17 protein-coding genes and 5 pseudogenes are annotated in these 19,629 nt (G+C 57.5%); 13 read left to right on the top strand and 9 right to left on the bottom strand.

The features are described 5' to 3' along the window. Positions 1 to 15: 15 nt before the first annotated feature. A protein-coding gene (locus LG376_RS03450; protein WP_172953431.1) for an IS3 family transposase occupies positions 16 to 1,250 on the bottom strand; the annotation gives its coding sequence in 2 pieces (ribosomal slippage) (positions 16 to 962 and positions 962 to 1,250; 1,236 coding nt in all). 89 nt (positions 1,251 to 1,339) lie between these two features. Here LG376_RS03450 and LG376_RS03445 point away from each other — a divergent pair. Continuing rightward, positions 1,340 to 3,292 (top strand): DNA methyltransferase, encoded by a 1,953-nt coding sequence (locus tag LG376_RS03445; protein WP_053087552.1) that lies wholly within the window; start codon positions 1,340 to 1,342, stop codon positions 3,290 to 3,292. Between the two features lie 104 nt (positions 3,293 to 3,396). Here LG376_RS03445 and LG376_RS03440 read toward each other — a convergent pair. Together LG376_RS03440 and LG376_RS03435 are read right to left on the bottom strand one after the other, a co-directional pair. Beyond that, positions 3,397 to 4,287, bottom strand: a pseudogene (locus LG376_RS03440) (IS481-like element IS5564 family transposase); the annotation flags it as partial. Between the two features lie 39 nt (positions 4,288 to 4,326). After that, positions 4,327 to 7,212, bottom strand: a complete 2,886-nt coding sequence (locus LG376_RS03435; protein ID WP_225746170.1) for a Tn3 family transposase — start codon at positions 7,210 to 7,212, stop codon at positions 4,327 to 4,329. Positions 7,213 to 7,337: 125 nt separating this feature from the next. Here LG376_RS03435 and LG376_RS03430 point away from each other — a divergent pair. Further along, a pseudogene (locus LG376_RS03430) lies at positions 7,338 to 7,673 on the top strand (recombinase family protein); the annotation flags it as partial. Between the two features lie 17 nt (positions 7,674 to 7,690). Here the strand turns inward: LG376_RS03430 and LG376_RS03425 are convergent. Continuing rightward, positions 7,691 to 8,395, bottom strand: coding sequence for an IS6-like element IS26 family transposase (locus LG376_RS03425; protein ID WP_001067855.1), 705 nt, complete (start codon positions 8,393 to 8,395; stop codon positions 7,691 to 7,693). Between the two features lie 150 nt (positions 8,396 to 8,545). On the opposite strand from LG376_RS03425, the gene LG376_RS03420 reads away from it, so the two are divergent. The 7 genes and pseudogenes from LG376_RS03420 (at position 8,546) to LG376_RS03390 (ending at position 13,606) form a co-directional block, all read left to right on the top strand. After that, the gene (locus LG376_RS03420) at positions 8,546 to 9,361 is read left to right on the top strand and encodes an aminoglycoside O-phosphotransferase APH(3')-Ia (protein ID WP_000018326.1); all 816 of its coding nucleotides are present in this window, start codon (positions 8,546 to 8,548) and stop codon (positions 9,359 to 9,361) included. 156 nt (positions 9,362 to 9,517) lie between these two features. Beyond that, positions 9,518 to 10,222 carry an IS6-like element IS26 family transposase gene (locus LG376_RS03415; RefSeq protein ID WP_001067855.1) on the top strand — a complete coding sequence of 235 codons (705 nt, stop codon included), beginning with the start codon at positions 9,518 to 9,520 and terminating at the stop codon, positions 10,220 to 10,222. Positions 10,223 to 10,227: 5 nt separating this feature from the next. Further along, positions 10,228 to 10,596 carry a recombinase family protein gene (locus tag LG376_RS03410; RefSeq protein ID WP_012360778.1) on the top strand — a complete coding sequence of 123 codons (369 nt, stop codon included), beginning with the start codon at positions 10,228 to 10,230 and terminating at the stop codon, positions 10,594 to 10,596. Between the two features lie 65 nt (positions 10,597 to 10,661). Continuing rightward, positions 10,662 to 11,227: pseudogene (locus LG376_RS03405) on the top strand (APH(3'') family aminoglycoside O-phosphotransferase); the annotation flags it as partial. A gap of 71 nt (positions 11,228 to 11,298) precedes the next feature. Beyond that, positions 11,299 to 12,491, top strand: a protein-coding gene (locus LG376_RS03400; RefSeq protein WP_225746142.1) for an IS3 family transposase whose coding sequence is annotated in 2 segments (ribosomal slippage) — positions 11,299 to 11,578 and positions 11,578 to 12,491 — 1,194 coding nt in all. Because the reading frame shifts where the segments join, the coding sequence is not laid out codon by codon here. Positions 12,492 to 12,527: 36 nt separating this feature from the next. After that, positions 12,528 to 12,770 (top strand): annotated as a pseudogene (locus LG376_RS03395) (phosphotransferase); the annotation flags it as partial. Continuing rightward, positions 12,770 to 13,606, top strand: a complete 837-nt coding sequence (locus LG376_RS03390; RefSeq protein WP_000480968.1) for an aminoglycoside O-phosphotransferase APH(6)-Id — start codon at positions 12,770 to 12,772, stop codon at positions 13,604 to 13,606. The pseudogene LG376_RS03395 and the gene LG376_RS03390, both read left to right, overlap by 1 nt. Positions 13,607 to 13,711: 105 nt before the next feature. Here the strand turns inward: LG376_RS03390 and LG376_RS03385 are convergent. From LG376_RS03385 to LG376_RS12660, 3 genes and pseudogenes are all read right to left on the bottom strand, one after another. After that, a pseudogene (locus tag LG376_RS03385) lies at positions 13,712 to 13,810 on the bottom strand (IS481 family transposase); the annotation flags it as partial. Further along, positions 13,810 to 14,985, bottom strand: a complete 1,176-nt coding sequence (cmx, locus tag LG376_RS03380) for a chloramphenicol efflux MFS transporter Cmx (RefSeq protein ID WP_005297378.1) — start codon at positions 14,983 to 14,985, stop codon at positions 13,810 to 13,812. The gene cmx and the pseudogene LG376_RS03385, both read right to left, overlap by 1 nt. A 21-nt stretch (positions 14,986 to 15,006) precedes the next feature. Then, complete coding sequence (locus LG376_RS12660; RefSeq protein ID WP_011113070.1) at positions 15,007 to 15,060, bottom strand: chloramphenicol resistance leader peptide; 54 nt, start codon at positions 15,058 to 15,060, stop codon at positions 15,007 to 15,009. A 219-nt stretch (positions 15,061 to 15,279) separates the two neighbouring features. On the opposite strand from LG376_RS12660, the gene LG376_RS03370 reads away from it, so the two are divergent. Further along, entirely contained in the window at positions 15,280 to 16,089 is an 810-nt protein-coding gene (locus LG376_RS03370; protein WP_225746169.1) for a hypothetical protein, read from the top strand. Next, entirely contained in the window at positions 16,067 to 16,372 is a 306-nt protein-coding gene (locus LG376_RS03365) for a CHY zinc finger protein (protein ID WP_225746168.1), read from the top strand. The genes LG376_RS03370 and LG376_RS03365 overlap by 23 nt, the downstream gene beginning before the upstream one ends. Positions 16,373 to 16,394: 22 nt before the next feature. Here the strand turns inward: LG376_RS03365 and LG376_RS03360 are convergent, their stop codons facing one another. Both LG376_RS03360 and LG376_RS03355 read right to left on the bottom strand, forming a co-directional pair. Continuing rightward, the gene (locus LG376_RS03360; protein WP_225746167.1) at positions 16,395 to 16,961 is read right to left on the bottom strand and encodes a hypothetical protein; all 567 of its coding nucleotides are present in this window, start codon (positions 16,959 to 16,961) and stop codon (positions 16,395 to 16,397) included. A gap of 22 nt (positions 16,962 to 16,983) precedes the next feature. Beyond that, on the bottom strand, positions 16,984 to 18,294 hold the full coding sequence (locus tag LG376_RS03355) for a M20/M25/M40 family metallo-hydrolase (protein ID WP_225746166.1): 1,311 nt from the start codon (positions 18,292 to 18,294) through the stop codon (positions 16,984 to 16,986). 78 nt (positions 18,295 to 18,372) lie between these two features. Between LG376_RS03355 and bioB the strand changes: the two genes are divergently transcribed. After that, positions 18,373 to 19,353 carry a biotin synthase BioB gene (gene bioB / locus LG376_RS03350; protein WP_005326317.1) on the top strand — a complete coding sequence of 327 codons (981 nt, stop codon included), beginning with the start codon at positions 18,373 to 18,375 and terminating at the stop codon, positions 19,351 to 19,353. Further along, positions 19,353 to 19,625, top strand: coding sequence for a hypothetical protein (locus LG376_RS03345; protein ID WP_225746165.1), 273 nt, complete (start codon positions 19,353 to 19,355; stop codon positions 19,623 to 19,625). The genes bioB and LG376_RS03345 overlap by 1 nt, the downstream gene beginning before the upstream one ends. The last annotated feature ends 4 nt before the right edge of the window (positions 19,626 to 19,629 follow it).

The following is a 19,629-nucleotide window of genomic DNA, read 5'->3' as shown; positions in this document are numbered from 1 at the left end:
CCCCGGGTTTTGTTCCTAGGCATTTGCCTTGATTTCTATTATTGCTTGCGGCGGGTGCTGGTCCCAAAATTCGGTTTCCACTTCGACCGGGGTTCGGTATCCCAAGCTTTGGTGAAGCCTCGTCTCGTTCCACCATGACACCCACTCAAACGTCGCGATTTCCACCTCGACAACCTCATCCCACCTGCGAGTATGGATCAGCTCGTTTTTGTAGGAACCATTAACGTTTTCCGCCAGAGCATTGTCATAGGAATCCCCGACAGTTCCGGTGGAAGCGGCAATCCCGTGCTGGGCAAGACGCTCGTTGTAGACAACGCTGACATACTGCGAGCCGTGATCCGAATGATGAATGAGACCTGTTGTTTCCTCAGCAGACGCGATCGCCTGGTTGAGAGCTTGCAGCGGCAACGCTTCGGTGCGCATGGAATCTGATAACGCCCACCCAACGATCCGTCGGGAGTAAACATCGGTGACAAACGCGGCATACACAAAGCCTTTCTTCGTGCGCACGTAGGTAATATCAGCCACCCACAGCTTGTTCGGGCCTTCGGCTTTGAATTCTCGCTCCACCAAGTCCGGGCGTAAATCCGGCCTTTGAGGTGTGCGAGTGGTCATAGGCGAGCGGCCTTTGCCTTTGCCTGATACACCGGCTAGACGCATCAGCCGCGCGGTTTGTTCACGACCGATATCGATTCCGTCACGATGAAGAGCATGCCACATTTTCCGCACACCGTAGATGCCGTAATTATCCCGATGGATAGCACTAATGCGTTCAACCAGCACAGCATCACGAAGGCGGCGAGCACTTACCCCACGGGCCTTGGACTGACGATACCCACGCGAGGTGATGAACCCACCAGCGCGGTTTTTCTTCAACGTCTTACAGATGAACTCGACAGAGAAACGATTCCGGTATTCATCGATGAACCGGATCATTTCCGACGTTTTGGGTCGAGTTCCGACGCGAAAAAAGCTGAGGCAGCCTTTAAAAGTTCATTGGTGTCGCGTAGCTCTTGATTTTCACGGCGAAGCCTCGCGTTTTCGGCGGCCAGATCTTCAGGCACGGGTTCTGGGATGTTTCCCGCACGGCGGGCCTGTTGGGTCCATTGACGGGCTGTGTGCCATGACACCCCCAGCTTTGGGGCTACTGCCTGGCACGCGGCTTGCATCGACATATTTTCCGCCAAGATGCGGTCCTCTACAAGACGGACCACACGATCCTTCGCATCCTGGTCAAATTTTCTTGGCATATTCCAGATTTTCCCATCTACTCAAACGGAACAAAACCTGGGACACTTCAAAGTTTCCTTATGTCAATGGTGCCCTATCTGCTGAACCGTTGGCCTCGGAGTACTTCGACTACCAGATGCGCGAAGCATTGCTTGCTGCCTGCGACTTCGACTGGTCGACCATTGACGTCTCCGTCTTTGGTTCGTTGTTCCAATTGGTGAAATCGAAGGAAGCGCGCCGCAGCGACGGCGAACACTACACGTCTAAGGCCAACATCATGAAGACCATCGGCCCGCTGTTTTTGGACGAGCTGAGGGCTGAGGCCGATAAGTTGGTGTCTTCTCCGTCGACGTCGGTGGCCGCATTAGAGCGCTTCCGCGACTCCCTGTCTGAGCTGGTATTCGCTGATATGGCTTGTGGTTCTGGAAACTTCCTGCTTCTGGCGTATCGGGAGTTGCGCCGGATTGAAACCGACATCATTGTCGCTATACGCCAGCGCCGCGGTGAAACGGGCATGTCGTTGAATATTGAGTGGGAGCAGAAACTGTCCATTGGGCAGTTCTACGGCATTGAGCTGAATTGGTGGCCTGCCAAGATTGCTGAGACTGCCATGTTCCTAGTTGACCATCAGGCCAACAAGGAGCTTGCCAACGCTGTGGGTAGGCCTCCGGAGCGGTTGCCGATTAAGATTACCGCGCACATTGTGCACGGCAATGCCCTGCAGCTTGATTGGGCAGACATACTCTCGGCTTCTGCCGCCAAGACGTATATCTTCGGTAACCCGCCGTTTTTGGGGCATGCGACGAGAACTGCTGAACAAGCTCAAGAACTCCGAGACTTGTGGGGCACTAAGGACATTTCACGCTTGGACTACGTCACCGGCTGGCATGCAAAGTGCTTGGATTTCTTTAAGTCCCGAGAGGGTCGTTTTGCGTTTGTCACCACCAATTCAATTACTCAAGGTGATCAAGTTCCACGGCTATTTGGGCCTATCTTCAAAGCAGGGTGGCGTATTCGTTTCGCTCACCGCACGTTTGCGTGGGACTCTGAAGCACCCGGTAAAGCTGCTGTTCACTGCGTCATTGTTGGCTTCGATAAGGAGAGTCAACCACGTCCACGTCTGTGGGATTATCCCGATGTAAAGGGCGAGCCAGTCTCAGTGGAAGTAGGCCAGTCCATTAATGCCTATTTAGTAGACGGCCCTAATGTTCTTGTCGATAAATCCCGGCATCCTATTTCGTCGGAAATATCGCCCGCAACTTTTGGAAATATGGCGCGAGATGGCGGCAACCTTCTAGTTGAGGTCGACGAATACGACGAGGTTATGAGTGACCCCGTAGCGGCAAAGTATGTTCGCCCTTTCCGGGGTAGTCGAGAGCTAATGAACGGCTTAGATCGGTGGTGTCTATGGCTTGTAGATGTAGCACCGTCAGACATTGCCCAGAGTCCGGTTCTGAAAAAGCGTCTAGAAGCGGTTAAGTCTTTTCGAGCCGACAGTAAAGCGGCAAGTACACGGAAAATGGCTGAAACTCCGCACTTATTCGGCCAGCGGTCGCAACCGGATACTGATTACCTTTGCCTGCCGAAGGTAGTAAGCGAACGCCGCTCGTATTTCACCGTACAAAGGTATCCATCAAACGTAATCGCTTCTGACCTAGTATTCCATGCTCAAGATCCAGACGGCCTGATGTTTGCGCTAGCGTCGTCGTCGATGTTCATTACGTGGCAGAAAAGCATCGGAGGACGACTCAAGTCTGATCTCCGTTTTGCTAACACTTTGACGTGGAATACTTTCCCAGTGCCAGAACTCGACGAGAAGACGCGGCAGCGAATTATTAAAGCGGGCAAGAAGGTGCTCGACGCCCGCGCGCTGCACCCAGAACGCTCGCTGGCCGAGCACTACAACCCACTCGCGATGGCACCGGAACTCATCAAAGCGCATGATGCGCTCGACCGCGAGGTGGATAAAGCGTTTGGCGCGCCACGAAAGCTGACAACTGTTCGGCAGCGCCAGGAGCTATTGTTTGCCAATTACGAAAAACTCATCTCACACCAGCCCTAGAAGGCTTGATATGTCTTGCCATATGGCGGGACATATGTTTAGGCATATGTTATAGCGTATGTTCCGCCATAGGGCCTAACCCTGACGTGTCCACTGTCCGGAGGTTAGGTGTGATGTCCAGGGACGTTGTTGAGTCGGTCGAAGGGTACGCCGCCAATCGCAGAGTGGTGTCGGTGGTGGTTGTAGAAGTGGAGCCAGCCGGGCAGCGCCAGGCGTCGTTCGGCCTCTGAACCGTAAAACCTGGCATAGGCCCAGCCGTCCCCGAGCGTGCGGTGGAATCGCTCGATCTTCCCGTTCGTCTGCGGCCGGTAGGGGCGTGTCCGCTTGTGTCGGATGCCGAGCCGAGCGCAGAAGTCCCTCCATGCGTGGGATCTGTATGCCGACCCGTTGTCGGATAGGACTCGCTCGACGGTCACGCCTCGTTCGGCGAACCAGGCCACGGCGCGTTCGAGAACTCCCACCGCTGTGCTCGCCTGCTCATCCGACCAGATTTCTGCGTATGCGACGCGGGAGTGGTCGTCGATGACTGTGTGAACGAACGCCGTCCCGGTGCGCGGCTTGTGATCTTTTCCTCGTGGTAATCCCGGAGTCGCGAGCTTGTTCCGTGCGCCTTGCTGCCGACCTACGTAACGATGTCCACCGCCGTCGGGGATGTTGCCGAACTTCGTGACATCGACATGAATCAACGATCCCGGATGAGGATGCTCATATCGCCGCAATGGCTCGCCAGTGACACGATCGATATGCGAGAGGCGGTTCACGCGGCAACGGACGAGGACCGCGTGAACAGTCGACGTCGAGAGACCAAGTCGCGCAGCGATCTGGGCTGGCCCCAGTCGAAGCCGCCAGCGCAGGTTGATGATCTTCTTCTTGACATGCTCGGGCGTCCTGCCTGGGATCCGGTGCGGCTTGCTGGAGCGATCCTGCATCCCAAACTCACCCTCTTCCCGGTAGCGGCCTGCCCATTTCCGGGCAGTGATCGGGGAGACCATGAACATCTTGGGGTCGTTTGCGGGAGGGGGCGGAATCCTACGCTAAGGCTTTGGCCAGCGATATTCTCCGGTGAGATTGATGTGTTCCCATCCGAGCGGCGAAACATGGGCCAAGAGATCGGGCGATAGCAGCTTTCCATCGCGTTTCTGGTTTGCAACGACCTCGCCGAGCTTCATGGTGTTCCAGAAGATGATGATGGCGGCGAGCAGATTCATGCCGGCGATGCGGTAATGCTGGCCTTCGGCGGAACGGTCGCGGATTTCACCGCGGCGGTGGAAGCTGATTGCCCGCTTCAGCGCATGATGAGCTTCGCCTTTGTTGAGCCCGATCTGGGCACGCCGTTGGAGTTCGGCATCCAGAATCCAGTCGATCATGAACAGGGTGCGCTCGACGCGACCGACTTCCCGCAGGGCTGTCGCGAGCTCGTTCTGCCGCGGATAGGAGGCGAGTTTCCGCAGAATCTGGCTTGGCGCGACGGTCCCGGCAGCAATGGTGGCGGCGATGCGCAGGATGTCGGGCCAATTGCGCTCGATCATGGCTTGGTTGACCTTTCCGCCGATCAACGCTCGCAGGTGCGCCGGGGCGGCCGACGGATTGAACGCGTAGAGCCGTTTGGATGGCAGGTCGCGGATGCGCGGAGCGAACCGGTAGCCGAGAATGGCACATGCGGCAAAGACGTGATCGGTGAAGCCGCCCGTGTCGGTGAACTGCTCGCGGATATGGCGTCCAGCATCGTTCATCAGCAGGCCATCGAGGATGTAAGGCGCTTCGCTTGCCGTTGCAGGAATCACCTGGGTTGCGAACGGCGCATATTGGTCGGAGACGTGGCTATAGGCTTTCAGGCCCGGGGTATTGCCATATTTCGCGTTGACCAGGTTCATGGCCTCACCTTGCTCTGTAGCGACGAAGAACTGTCCGTCGCTCGAAGCCGACGTGCCCATGCCCCAGAACCGGGCCATGGGTAACGCTGCCTGTGCCTCGACCACCATGGCCAGCGCCCGGTCATAGGCTTCGCCCTCGACATGCCACCGTCCAATGCGGATCAATTCCCAGAAGGTGTGGGTGTTTGTCGCATCCGCCATTTTGCGCAAGCCGAGGTTGATCCCTTCCGCCAAGATAACGTTCATTAGCCCGATCCGGTCAGCGCAGGGTGCTCCTGTGCGCAGATGGGTGAACGCTTCGGTGAAGCCGGTCGCCGCATCCACCTCCAGCAGGAGATCGGTGATGCGCGTGGGCGGGATCTGCTTGTAGAGATCGAGCACCAGATCTTCGGCGCCTGTCGGCGCGGCGGCTTCGAGTTTCTCGATATGCAGAACGCCGTTTTCAATCGACCCGCCCGGGATCGTGCCTGCGCGAGCGGCACGGCCAAGCTCGCGCAACCGCATGTCGAGGCGAGCTTGCCGGTCTGCCAGCCATTCCTCCGGCCGCAATGGCACAGCGAGACGACCGCCTTCCGCGATGGCTTGTGCCGGAACGAGTGCGTGTTTCAGATCGCCATAGCGCCGGGACCTAGTAAGCCAGACATCTCCGGAGCGGAACGCATCGCGCAGATGGAACAGCACCGCGATCTCCCATAGGCGAGCGTCGCCAGCCCTCTGGGCCCGAAGGTGGCGATGCCATTTCGAGCTGGGCCGCAAGAAGCTGGTCATCGCGGCATCGTTCAAACCGGTACGAAGGGCCGTCACCGCTTCCAGAAGCGGCAGTGCAACGGGCGCAGCTCGCAGATCGAGCAGGCGCAACATGCGTGGAGCGTATCGGCGGAAGCGGTGATAACCGTCGAGCACATGATTGAGCGGATCGTCGGCCATGGTGGCGGTCAGCCTGGTTGCCATTGCAACAAGGGTTTTTAAGCCGTCCCACCCTGACCCACTCGCGATGACATCGCCCAGCGGCTGGCCATCATCCTGTGCATCGACCAGGGCGCCCCCGATCTCGGCGAAGGATTTCAGGGTGTCACGCACCACCCCCGCTTCGTCTGCGACCTTTGCATGGCAAATACGCTCCGAAGCACGGTAGAGACGGCCGACGATCCGGTCGTGGGTTTCGACCACTGCGTCGGCCAACATCGCCTGCCATTCCGAGACGCAAACAGCCAAGATCGCAAGCCGCCTGTCCTCCGGGAGATCGCGCATGCCGTCGGCATAATACCGTTCACCCTGCCTGCGCAGACGAGTCACCCGATGGGCAGGAACGCCGGCAAGCAGATCCTCGGGGAGATCGACGCGTTGCAGATATTCGAGCCGGTCGAGCAGCCGGTTGGCCGACGAAGAGTTCGAGCCAGGCTCGAACTGGCGCAGCCACACAAAACGGGTCACCCGATCATCAGCCGTCTCCTCGAGCAATGCCAGCAACTGTTCTCGGATCGACATAGGCAGCCGACTGGCGATCCTCGTCTCGATGCGTCGCTCGGCATCGACGAGAGCCGCGGCACAAAGCCGCTCGATCGTGGATGTCGCGGGAAGGACAGTGCGGGTGCGTCGGCACTCGGCTACGAAGCGACGGGCGATATCCTCGTTCGACACCGCCATCTCGGCTTCTCGGAACAACCATTCCTTCAGCTCGCTCGCACCACGTCCGGAGAAGGTGCGGAAGCCGTAGAGCCCCCGTAACTCGGCAAGATGCTCGTGCCGTGTTTCCTCGCGGGCAGCATAGTCTACGAGATTGTCGGCACCCAGGCCAAGCTGCGCTCCGATAAATTCGATGACCTCTGCAGGGATCAGTTCGCCTGGAGCCAGCACCCGGCCGGGATAGCGCAGGACACACAATTGCAGGGCGAAGCCGAACCTGTTGTGAGCGCGCCGACGCAGCCTGATATGCCCAAAGTCTTCATCACTCAGCGTATAGTGCTTGAGCAAATCCGTCTGTGAAGTCGGCAAGCGCAACAGCGCGTCTTTCTGCCGATCGGTTAGAGTGACGCGACGCGGCATACATGTTCCTTTTTCAAAATCTGATAGCGTTCAAGACGCTTTGTTTATGAAGCTGGTTGAGATACATTTCCAGAGGTCAATGCAATCGTGGCCGAAGCGCCGCCTCAAACCAACGTTTGTGATACATGCTGATCGGATATGCCCGCGTCTCCAAAGCCGATGGCTCGCAGTCTCTCGACCTGCAGCACGACGCCTTGCGCGCCGCAGGTGTCGAACGGGACAATATCTATGATGATCTTGCTTCCGGCGGTCGTGATGATCGCCCTGGCTTGACTGCCTGCCTCAAGTCATTGCGTGACGGCGATGTGCTGGTGGTCTGGAAGCTCGATCGCCTCGGACGATCGCTTGCCCATCTGGTCAACACGGTGAAGGAGCTGTCAGACCGCAAGATCGGCCTGCGGGTTCTGACTGGAAAGGGCGCTCAGAGGCACTGTTGCAAAGTTAGCGATGAGGCAGCCTTTTGTCTTATTCAAAGGCCTTACATTTCAAAAACTCTGCTTACCAGGCGCATTTCGCCCAGGGGATCACCATAATAAAATGCTGAGGCCTGGCCTTTGCGTAGTGCACGCATCACCTCAATACCTTTGATGGTGGCGTAAGCCGTCTTCATGGATTTAAATCCCAGCGTGGCGCCGATTATCCGTTTCAGTTTGCCATGATCGCATTCAATCACGTTGTTCCGGTACTTAATCTGTCGGTGTTCAACGTCAGACGGGCACCGGCCTTCGCGTTTGAGCAGAGCAAGCGCGCGACCATAGGCGGGCGCTTTATCCGTGTTGATGAATCGCGGGATCTGCCACTTCTTCACGTTGTTGAGGATTTTACCCAGAAACCGGTATGCAGCTTTGCTGTTACGACGGGAGGAGAGATAAAAATCGACAGTGCGGCCCCGGCTGTCGACGGCCCGGTACAGATACGCCCAGCGGCCATTGACCTTCACGTAGGTTTCATCCATGTGCCACGGGCAAAGATCGGAAGGGTTACGCCAGTACCAGCGCAGCCGTTTTTCCATTTCAGGCGCATAACGCTGAACCCAGCGGTAAATCGTGGAGTGATCGACATTCACTCCGCGTTCAGCCAGCATCTCCTGCAGCTCACGGTAACTGATGCCGTATTTGCAGTACCAGCGTACGGCCCACAGAATGATGTCACGCTGAAAATGCCGGCCTTTGAATGGGTTCATGTGCAGCTCCATCAGCAAAAGGGGATGATAAGTTTATCACCACCGACTATTTGCAACAGTGCCAACCCATGTTATATTGCACAAGATAAAAATATATCATCATGAACAATAAAACTGTCTGCTTACATAAACAGTAATACAAGGGGTGTTATGAGCCATATTCAACGGGAAACGTCTTGCTCGAGGCCGCGATTAAATTCCAACCTGGATGCTGATTTATATGGGTATAGATGGGCTCGCGATAATGTCGGGCAATCAGGTGCGACAATCTATCGATTGTATGGGAAGCCCAATGCGCCAGAGTTGTTTCTGAAACATGGCAAAGGTAGCGTTGCCAATGATGTTACAGATGAGATGGTCAGACTAAACTGGCTGACGGCATTTATGCCTCTTCCGACCATCAAGCATTTTATCCGTACTCCTGATGATGCATGGTTACTCACCACTGCGATCCCCGGGAAAACAGCATTCCAGGTATTAGAAGAATATCCTGATTCAGGTGAAAATATTGTTGATGCGCTGGCAGTGTTCCTGCGCCGGTTGCATTCGATTCCTGTTTGTAATTGTCCTTTTAACAGCGATCGCGTATTTCGTCTCGCTCAGGCGCAATCACGAATGAATAACGGTTTGGTTGATGCTAGTGATTTTGATGACGAGCGTAATGGCTGGCCTGTTGAACAAGTCTGGAAAGAAATGCATAAGCTTTTGCCATTCTCACCGGATTCAGTCGTCACTCATGGTGATTTCTCACTTGATAACCTTATTTTTGACGAGGGGAAATTAATAGGTTGTATTGATGTTGGACGAGTCGGAATCGCAGACCGATACCAGGATCTTGCCATCCTATGGAACTGCCTCGGTGAGTTTTCTCCTTCATTACAGAAACGGCTTTTTCAAAAATATGGTATTGATAATCCTGATATGAATAAATTGCAGTTTCATTTGATGCTCGATGAGTTTTTCTGATAGTTAGTCTTTGTAGAGACACAAACCTGAAATTCCGGACACCGCGCTTCAGGACATCTCCCTGGACGCCGATATCTGGCAGTATCCGGACGGGGCACTGTTGCAAATAGTCGGTGGTGATAAACTTATCATCCCCTTTTGCTGATGGAGCTGCACATGAACCCATTCAAAGGCCGGCATTTTCAGCGTGACATCATTCTGTGGGCCGTACGCTGGTACTGCAAATACGGCATCAGTTACCGTGAGCTGCAGGAGATGCTGGCTGAACGCGGAGTGAATGTCGATCACTCCACGATTTACCGCTGGGTTCAGCGTTATGCGCCTGAAATGGAAAAACGGCTGCGCTGGTACTGGCGTAACCCTTCCGATCTTTGCCCGTGGCACATGGATGAAACCTACGTGAAGGTCAATGGCCGCTGGGCGTATCTGTACCGGGCCGTCGACAGCCGGGGCCGCACTGTCGATTTTTATCTCTCCTCCCGTCGTAACAGCAAAGCTGCATACCGGTTTCTGGGTAAAATCCTCAACAACGTGAAGAAGTGGCAGATCCCGCGATTCATCAACACGGATAAAGCGCCCGCCTATGGTCGCGCGCTTGCTCTGCTCAAACGCGAAGGCCGGTGCCCGTCTGACGTTGAACACCGACAGATTAAGTACCGGAACAACGTGATTGAATGCGATCATGGCAAACTGAAACGGATAATCGGCGCCACGCTGGGATTTAAATCCATGAAGACGGCTTACGCCACCATCAAAGGTATTGAGGTGATGCGTGCACTACGCAAAGGCCAGGCCTCAGCATTTTATTATGGTGATCCCCTGGGCGAAATGCGCCTGGTAAGCAGAGTTTTTGAAATGTAAGGCCTTTGAATAAGACAAAAGGCTGCCTCATCGCTAACTTTGCAACAGTGCCCGCTCAGATCGACACCACGACTGCGTCCGGTCGCATGGTGTTCGGAATCTTCGCCACCTTGGCCGAGTTCGAGCGGGATCTGATCCGAGAGCGCACCATGGCGGGTCTCGCCTCCGCGAGAGCGCGCGGTCGCAAGGGCGGACGAAAATTCGCGCTCACCAAAGCTCAGGTGCGTCTCGCGCAAGCCGCCATGGCCCAGCGCGATACTTCAGTTTCCGATCTCTGCAAGGAACTCGGCATCGAGCGCGTCACTCTCTACCGATATGTCGGTCCCAAAGGCGAGCTCAGAGACCATGGAAAGCATGTTCTCGGACTTACGTAGCAACTCGTTTCTTTTCGCAGGTTGAGCCACCTCCGCGCTTCATCAGAAAACTGAAGGAACCTCCATTGAATCGAACTAATATTTTTTTGGTGAATCGCATTCTGACTGGTTGCCTGTCAGAGGCGGAGAATCTGGTGATTTTGTTTTTCGACGTGGTGACGGGCATGCCTTCGCGAAAATCGCACCTGCTTCCCGCCGCGGTGAGCTCGCTGGAGAGCGTGACCGCCTCATTTGGCTCAAAGGTCGAGGTGTGGCTTGCCCCGAGGTGATCAACTGGCAGGAGGAACAGGAGGGTGCATGCTTGGTGATAACGGCAATTCCGGGAGTACCGGCGGCTGATCTGTCTGGAGCGGATTTGCTCAAAGCGTGGCCGTCAATGGGGCAGCAACTTGGCGCTGTTCACAGCCTATCGGTTGATCAATGTCCGTTTGAGCGCAGGCTGTCGCGAATGTTCGGACGCGCCGTTGATGTGGTGTCCCGCAATGCCGTCAATCCCGACTTCTTACCGGACGAGGACAAGAGTACGCCGCAGCTCGATCTTTTGGCTCGTGTCGAACGAGAGCTACCGGTGCGGCTCGACCAAGAGCGCACCGATATGGTTGTTTGCCATGGTGATCCCTGCATGCCGAATGAACTGACCCCCATTTGGTGGACACCTGATATCCAGCCCAGTCGAGCTGGGAAGAAAGGTAATCTACCACCATGTCCAGGTATTCCGAACAGTTCAAACGCGATGCCGTGGCCCTCTATGAGAACAACGAGGACCTCTCGTTGAACTCAGCGTCAGCCGAGCTCGGAATCAACCGAGCCTCGCTACATTCATGGGTCAAGAAGTACGGCACCGGCAAACGTGCCCGCATAAAAGCCGTGCACGATAAAGCCCAAGAGGCGAATGATTCTGAGCGAATCCGCCAGCTAGAAAAGGAAGTCTCTAAGCTGCGCGAAGAACGCGATATTCTGCGCAAGGCCGCGAAATATTTTGCCGAAGAGACACGCTGGTGATCCGCTTCCAGTTTGTCTATGACCACCGAACCGAGTACTCGGTTAAGCGGATGTGCGATGTGTTAAAGCTCAATCGTTCCTCGTTTTACAAGTGGGTGAGCACCCGCAAAAAGCGCAGGTTAAAGATATATTCTGACGGTCTTATTGGTGCAAGAATCAAGGCCATCTTCGATGATGAGCACGGGCTTTATGGTGCTAAACGCATCGCCGCAAGCCTCAAGGAAGACCCGGCGTATACCCCGGTCAACCACAAGAAGGTCGCACGAATCATGAAAACCATGGGACTAAAAGGCTTTAGCAAACGCCGTCGATGCATCACTACCAGGCGTAAGCCTGGTCACCGTGTCATGCCAGATCTAGTAGGCCGTACATTCACCGCTGACGAGCCGAACCGTGTGTATGTCGGCGACATTACCTACCTGCCGTGTAAGTGCGGAAAGAACATGTATTTGGCTACAGTCATTGATACCTATTCGCGTAAACTTGCAGGTTATGCACTCGCAGACCACATGCGTGTCTCGTTGGTCATTGATGCTCTAGCCCACGCACACGGTGTGCGTGGCAGTCTTGACGGGGCTATTTTCCATTCCGATCACGGCAGCGTGTACACCTCACAAGCGTTCAGAAACTACTGCTCGTCGCTGGGTGTACGCCAGTCCATGGGAGCGGTAGGAACGAGTGCCGATAATGCCCTAGCAGAATCGTTTAACGCCACGCTCAAGCGGGAAGTACTGCGAGAGCGGAAAGTCTTTGACAACCCAATTAGCTGTCGCCAAGAGGTCTTCCGGTGGTGCATGCGCTACAACACCCGCAGGCGCCACTCCTGGTGCAATCTTGTGGCTCCTGATGTCTTTGAAGCCGCGACTTCAGCTACACTGGCTAAAGTCGCATAGTTAACCCCCGACGTGTCCACTTTCCGGGGGTCGGGCCCGAACTTCATGGTGGACCCTAAAACTCTTCAATGCACGGGTCTGATCGACCTTGGGCGGCTCGGAACAGCAGATCGCTATGCCGATTTGGCACTCATGATTGCTAACGCCGAAGAGAACTGGGCAGCGCCAGATGAAGCAGAGCGCGCCTTCGCTGTCCTATTCAATGTATTGGGGATCGAAGCCCCCGACCGCGAACGCCTTGCCTTCTATCTGCGATTGGACCCTCTGACTTGGGGTTGATGTTCATGCCGCCTGTTTTTCCTGCTCATTGGCACGTTTCGCAACCTGTTCTCATTGCGGACACCTTTTCCAGCCTCGTTTGGAAAGTTTCATTGCCAGACGGGACTCCTGCAATCGTCAAGGGATTGAAACCTATAGAAGACATTGCTGATGAACTGCGCGGGGCCGACTATCTGGTATGGCGCAATGGGAGGGGAGCAGTCCGGTTGCTCGGTCGTGAGAACAATCTGATGTTGCTCGAATATGCCGGGGAGCGAATGCTCTCTCACATCGTTGCCGAGCACGGCGACTACCAGGCGACCGAAATTGCAGCGGAACTAATGGCGAAGCTGTATGCCGCATCTGAGGAACCCCTGCCTTCTGCCCTTCTCCCGATCCGGGATCGCTTTGCAGCTTTGTTTCAGCGGGCGCGCGATGATCAAAACGCAGGTTGTCAAACTGACTACGTCCACGCGGCGATTATAGCCGATCAAATGATGAGCAATGCCTCGGAACTGCGTGGGCTACATGGCGATCTGCATCATGAAAACATCATGTTCTCCAGTCGCGGCTGGCTGGTGATAGATCCCGTCGGTCTGGTCGGTGAAGTGGGCTTTGGCGCCGCCAATATGTTCTACGATCCGGCTGACAGAGACGACCTTTGTCTCGATCCTAGACGCATTGCACAGATGGCGGACGCATTCTCTCGTGCGCTGGACGTCGATCCGCGTCGCCTGCTCGACCAGGCGTACGCTTATGGGTGCCTTTCCGCAGCTTGGAACGCGGATGGAGAAGAGGAGCAACGCGATCTAGCTATCGCGGCCGCGATCAAGCAGGTGCGACAGACGTCATACTAGATATCAAGCGACTTCTCCTATCCCCTGGGAACACATCAATCTTACCGGAGAATATCGTTGGCCAAAGCCTTAGCGTAGGATTTCGCCCTCTCCCGCAAACGACCCCATCTTTGCGGCGATCGTGGCCGGATAGCCGTCTTCGACAATCAGCCGAGCTAACCGGAGACGGGCACGAGGAGTGAGAAGAGCGTTCGGATGGGTCATCAATTGGCCTCCGCCGCGGTCTTCGTAAGCGCGCGTCTGGTGAGAAGCATGATGACGAGAGCGATCGCTGTCAGCACCGAAGCGACCCAAACCGGCGCGAGCAGCCCCAGCCCGGTCGCGAGCCCGAGCGCACCAAGCACGGGCCCCGCTGCAGCTCCGATATTCAATGCTGCGGTTGCGTACGAACCGCCCATCGTTGGCGCACCCGATGCTGCATACAGCACACGCGTGATCAGAGTACTGCCGACGCCGAACGACAGGAATCCCTGAACGAGGACGAGGACGATAAGCGCAACGGGATGAGATGCGACCACTGCCAACACGATCCAGCCTGTCAGCAATAGCGGTCCGCCGACTGCGAGCACGAGGCCAGGTCGTTGATCTGATAGTCGTCCTGCGATCGTGACGCCAAGGAACGATCCGATGCCGAACATCACCAGCGCGACGGACACCCACGCTTCGGCCAAGCCCGCGGTCTCGGTCACGATGGGTGCCAGGAAGGTGAATGCCGCAAAGGTCCCTCCGTTGATCAGCGCTCCGAGTGCCATGGCCAGGATGAGCCGCGGCGTCGCCAACTGGCTGAGCTCGACACGGAGCCTTGGTGAGGTCGCGCTAGTCTCGCTCCGACCAACATTGTTCGTGACGCCACGAATGACTCCAACGGCCGCGGGAATACAGAGGATGGCGATCGCCCAGAACGTCGTTCGCCAGCCCAGCGCTGTGCCGAGCAGTGCCCCGGCGGGGACGCCCACGACGGTTGCGATCGTCGTGCCGGAGAGCAGGATCGACAGTGCACGCCCCTTCTGGTTCGCTGGCACGAGGGTAGTGGCCGTGCTCAGTGCTACGGCGAGGAATCCTGCGTTTGCGAGAGCGCTGAGCACCCGGGTGATGAGCAGGAGAGAGAACACTGGTGTCATCGCTCCGATGACGTGGCTTCCCGCGAACACGAGAAGGCAAACGATCAATGTGAGCCGCGGTGGCCAACGGCGAGCGAATGCCGCCATCACTGGCGCGCCGACGACCATACCGACTGCGAATGCGGAGGTCAGCAGGCCCGCAGTGCCGACCGAGACGTCAAGTTCGGTCGCGATCGCGGGGAGCAATCCCGCGAGCATGAATTCTGAAGTGCCCATGACGAAGACCGCCAGGGCAAGCATGTAGAGGGCAAAAGGCATCGAGTACTCCGAGGTGTGAGATCAAGAAATGGTTCTTCTTGTCACCACGGCCAGCGCCCCGGGTACGCCAGACATACGCCCACACAGATCGTGGGCGTCGTAACTAGTGGTTCAAGGGGCTGGCGGTGTGACCGACAACCCCTGACCTGTCTGATTCGGGACTCGACATGCCCCAAACTCTAACATGCCTTCAATGGCAAGCGGTCTGGACAGATACTTCTTGAATCGGCACGGTGTCATTACGGGCGGGGGCCAGAACAACGTCCCTGGACATCACACCTAGAGCACCCCGAGGTGGGCACCATTGAGGTGCAGCGCGGATACGATGCCGAGTTCGCGGAGATGGGCGAGTGGCCGAAGAAGGCCAAGGATTTCACCCCGGTTCCAGGCGATGCTTCGCTGCCGGAGCGCCTTCGGCTTTGGCAGAAGAACCCGAGCCCACGCTTGCAGATTGTGGTGAATGGTCAGGTACGCAGCCGCCACGATCGGCCGCGTGGGGGCCGCTATTCGCTTAAGAAGAAGATCGAAAAAGACCTCACCCTGCTCGAGAACTCCGCCCCGCGCAGCAAACCTTATCTGGACATTCAGGCATCACCCTTTGGCGAGCTCCTGGACGTGTACTACCGCAATGGCGAGGAGGCAGTCGCCCTCGACCCGCCGGCCGGCTCCTTGGGGGAGAAGCGCCGGCATGCCATGGAGGAAAGTTCCTTCAAGCGGGTGCTGTACCCGCTTCTAGGCGGGCTGGGCAAGTCCGGCTGGGCCATTGGCGTGATCGTGCTCGGTCCGATTATCAGCCGCATTTTGTCCCGGTTGCTTCCGGATTGGGAGCTGCCGGAGATTAACCTGCCGGATATCGCGCTCCCCGTACCGGAGTTTCCGCAGATAGAGCTGCCGGTGCCGAATTTCGACTTCAACATCGACATCGATCTGCCCGACTGGCTCGTATTCCTCATGGATTACAGCAAGGTGTGGGTACCACTCATCATCGCCATCGTGGTGGGCATTCAGGCCGTGCGCAATGCTAAGAAATCCGAGGAAAAGAAGCACCAGTGGCAGCAGAATGGCGCGTATGCTGACGGCCATGAAGATTCACGGCGCGATTGATGCGCAAGGCCGGTGCAAGCATTGGCATTCCCCGCTGGACGTGGTGGCCAATAAGTGCGCCACCTGTGGCGAGTATTTTGCCTGCGCGCTGTGCCACGCCGAGCTTACGGAGCATGAGTTTGGGCCCATGCTTGTCGACGCCCCCTCGGTACTCTGCGGCGCCTGCCGCACCGAAATGAACTACCACGCCTATTCCGCCGCGCCTGCGTGTCCCCATTGTGGGCATAAGTTTAATCCCGGCTGCAGTGCGCATGCCGGGATCTATTTTCAGCTAGACCGCTAAGCGGTCCGGCCAAGTGAGAATATTAGAAGGAAGACAGCTGCTGTAGCTGCTGGATCTGCGGGATCTGTGGCAGCTGGAACTGGGATACGGCGTTCTGGGCAATCTTGGCCGCGTCCGGGATGCGGAAGGTCTGGCCTAGGAAGGGGACGTCAACAGTCGGCTGGCCAGGGATGGTGCCCAGCTCGATGACCTTGGCGTTCTTAGCTGGCGCCGGGGCAGGGGCCGGTGCCGGGGCCAGCTTTGGTGCGGGAGCATTGCCGCGCTGGCCGCCGGTGTTGACCGGCTTGCCCTGGCCGGTGGTGCCGTTTAGGCCGCAGCGGGCAATGGCCTCATCCATGCGGCCGATGGCGCCGCGGACCTCGTTGCCGCGTGGGTGCACGGTGGCAACGGCGAGGGCCTGGGACTTCTTCTGGTTGTAGTCAGCGGAGTTGGTCCAGTACTGCTGTGCCTGGGAGCAGGAAATCTGGCCGGCAGGCATCTTGTCGAGGAGATTATCAACGGCGTCGGCATGGGCAGCGGCAGGGGCGGCGAGGGTTACGGTCAGGGCGGTAGCTGCAGAAAGCAGCGCGGACTTACGTGCAAAGCTCATGCCAGACATCTTGCCACATTTGTTACGCCTGTGACAGGCCGAGGAAGCGATTGACCAGGCTGCGGTAGGCGCGGACGGTGAGCTCGAGGTCCTCTAGGTAGAGGTGCTCGTCGTGGCTGTGCAGCTGCGAATTGGCACTGGCCATATCGCGGCCCTCGGCGTGCATGGCAAAGCCATAGGCATTGCCGCCCTTGCGGCGGGCGAAGCGCAGATCGGAGCCGCCGGTGGCGTGAACTGGGACAACGTCCTTGTCGGGGAAGAATTCCTTGGAGGTGGCCTCAATGGCCCGCCATAGCTCGGTATCGGTGGAGGATTGTGTGGCATCTTCGGTAATGAGGTGCTCGATTTCTACCTCATCGGCCATGTCCCCGAGCGCGCTGCGCAGGAAGTCATCCAGATCCTCCTGGGTCTGGCCGGGGAAGGGGCGCACGTCCATTTCCAGGTAAGCGTGCGAAGGCAGCACGTTGATGGCGCCGCCGGCGCGCAGGACGGTCTCGGCGATGGTGGTATGGCTAAAGGCATGGGCATAGGCGTCGAGGTTGCCGAACTTGGAGTAGTCACCGGTGCCGTCGATAAGCTCCTGCTCGGTCTGGGGATCAAATTTGAAGGTACGCACAAAGCCTTCCCAGATCTCATTGGAGGCCGTGGGCGGCTCAGCGGCGGCGATGCGGCGGGCCACCTCGCCGATCTTCACGATGGCAAAGTCCTTGCCATAAGGGGTGGAACCGTGGCCGGCATCGCCATGTACGTGCAGGCGGCGCTGGCCGACGCCCTTTTCTCCCACGTTAAAGCCCACCGCGCCGGGCAGGTGGCTGCCGCCGGTCTCAGACAGGCAGTTCTTCCACGAAAAGGCATCGGGGTGGTTCTCGGACATAAAGCGCACGCCAAGGCCGCCGCGGGCCTCCTCATCGGCCATGCCGACGAAGGCGAGGGTACCGCCCGTGTTACCGGCGCGGGCGACCTCGCGCGTGACGGCGGCCATGGTGGCGGTAATGAAGAGCATGTCTACGGAACCGCGGCCGTAGAGCTTGCCGTCCTCGATGAGGGCCTCGAAAGGCGGCTTGGTCCACTTGGGCTCGTCCACGGGGACGACGTCGGTATGTCCCATGAGGGTCAGCGGTTCCTGGTCCGGATCGCCGGGGATGGTCACTACGATGGAAACACGGCCCGGGTGGGACTCGAAGCGCTCAATCTGCACGTCTTCACCTGCGAAGAATTTTTCGAGGCTGTCCGCATTGCGCACCTCGTGGCCGGAGTCTGGCGTGAGGTCATTAACGCAGGCATTGCGGATCAGCTCTTGGAGGAGGGAGAGGGTGTCATCATAAAGCGTCATGCCCCCGAGGGTAGTTCCGTACAGATTTATATGTGGTTTTAACCAAAGTTGAACGCCGTTCAAGTAGGGTTTAGCACCATGAGCATCGTTGACATCGCCCGTGAGAAAGCCCTAGAGCAAGGCAAAGGCCTCAACCAGGAAGAGCTGCTGCAGGTATTGCAGGTTCCGGATTCCCAGCTGGAGGAAATTGCCGATATCGCCCACCAGACCCGCCTGAAGTGGTGCGGCCCGGACGTATCGGTGGAAGGCATTATCTCCATTAAGACCGGTGGGTGCCCAGAGGATTGCCACTTCTGTTCCCAATCCGGCCTTTTTGAGTCCCCGGTGCGCGCCGTGCGCCTCAACATCCCTGAGCTGGTGGAGGCAGCGCAGAAGACCGCTAAGTCCGGCGCTACCGAGTTCTGCATCGTCGCCGCGGTGAAGTCGCCGGACGATCGCTTGCTGGACCAGGTGGGCGAGGCCATTGCCGCGATTAATGACGCCGTCGATATTGAGATTTCCTGCTCTCTGGGCACCCTGACCCGCGAGCAGGCCCAGCGCCTGAAGGATATGGGCGCGCAGCGTTATAACCACAACTTGGAGACCTCCCGTTCCTTCTTCCCCAATGTGGTCACCACCCACACCTGGGAGGAGCGCAAGCAGACGCTCGACTATGTGCGCGAGGTAGGTATGGAGGTCTGCTGCGGCGGCATCATCGGCATGGGCGAGTCCCTGGAGCAGCGCGCCGAATTCGCCGCGCAGCTGGCAGAGATTGATCCGTGCGAGGTGCCGATGAACTTCCTCGATCCGCGACCTGGTACCCCCTTTGCGGATCGCCCGCTGGTTCCGCTGGGCGAGGGCCTGCGCGCCGTGGCGGCGTTCCGCCTGGCCATGCCGTCTACCACCTTGCGCTTTGCTGGTGGCCGCGAGCTTTCGCTTGGCGACGACGGCACTGAGCGCGGCCTGCTCGGCGGCATCAACGCCATTATCGCCGGCAACTACCTGACCACCCTGGGCCAGCAGATTGAAAAGGATGTGGACATGTTGCACCGCATCGACCTGCCGATTAAGGCCCTGTAGTGCCTGGCTTATCCGAACCGACGTCTGAATTGGCTGCTGCCGTCCTAGCTGGGGATGAGCCGATTTTCCATCCGAATACCGGTAAGCCAATCGAAGAGGCCTTCACGCTGCACCCAGCTGCTGCCGCGGGCCTCGATGTGCCGCGCTACTGCCAAATCTGTGGCCGGCGCATGGTGGCCCAGGTACGTCCCGATGGCTGGCATACCACGTGCTCGCGTCACGGCGAGCTGGATTCGGAGTGGCTTTATGTAGAGCATTTGCCCGAAAGCTAGCATC

The organism is Corynebacterium sp. Marseille-P4611 (assembly GCF_916618765.1).
Classification (GTDB): domain Bacteria; phylum Actinomycetota; class Actinomycetes; order Mycobacteriales; family Mycobacteriaceae; genus Corynebacterium; species Corynebacterium marquesiae.
The sequence above is the reverse complement of the archived record's forward strand: the minus strand, read 5'-3'. Positions and strand labels throughout refer to the sequence as shown.

Bases quoted from the DNA above. Each gene is read 5' to 3' on its own strand.
- LG376_RS03435 (WP_225746170.1), bottom strand. From the start codon at position 7,212: ATGCCGCGTCGCGTCACTCTAACCGATCGGCAGAAAGACGCGCTGTTG.
- LG376_RS03425 (WP_001067855.1), bottom strand. From the start codon at position 8,395: ATGAACCCATTCAAAGGCCGGCATTTTCAGCGTGACATCATTCTGTGG.
- LG376_RS03420 (WP_000018326.1), top strand. From the start codon at position 8,546: ATGAGCCATATTCAACGGGAAACGTCTTGCTCGAGGCCGCGATTAAAT.
- LG376_RS03415 (WP_001067855.1), top strand. From the start codon at position 9,518: ATGAACCCATTCAAAGGCCGGCATTTTCAGCGTGACATCATTCTGTGG.
- LG376_RS03390 (WP_000480968.1), top strand. From the start codon at position 12,770: ATGTTCATGCCGCCTGTTTTTCCTGCTCATTGGCACGTTTCGCAACCT.
- cmx (WP_005297378.1), bottom strand. From the start codon at position 14,985: ATGCCTTTTGCCCTCTACATGCTTGCCCTGGCGGTCTTCGTCATGGGC.
- LG376_RS03365 (WP_225746168.1), top strand. From the start codon at position 16,067: ATGAAGATTCACGGCGCGATTGATGCGCAAGGCCGGTGCAAGCATTGG.
- LG376_RS03360 (WP_225746167.1), bottom strand. From the start codon at position 16,961: ATGAGCTTTGCACGTAAGTCCGCGCTGCTTTCTGCAGCTACCGCCCTG.
- LG376_RS03355 (WP_225746166.1), bottom strand. From the start codon at position 18,294: ATGACGCTTTATGATGACACCCTCTCCCTCCTCCAAGAGCTGATCCGC.
- bioB (WP_005326317.1), top strand. From the start codon at position 18,373: ATGAGCATCGTTGACATCGCCCGTGAGAAAGCCCTAGAGCAAGGCAAA.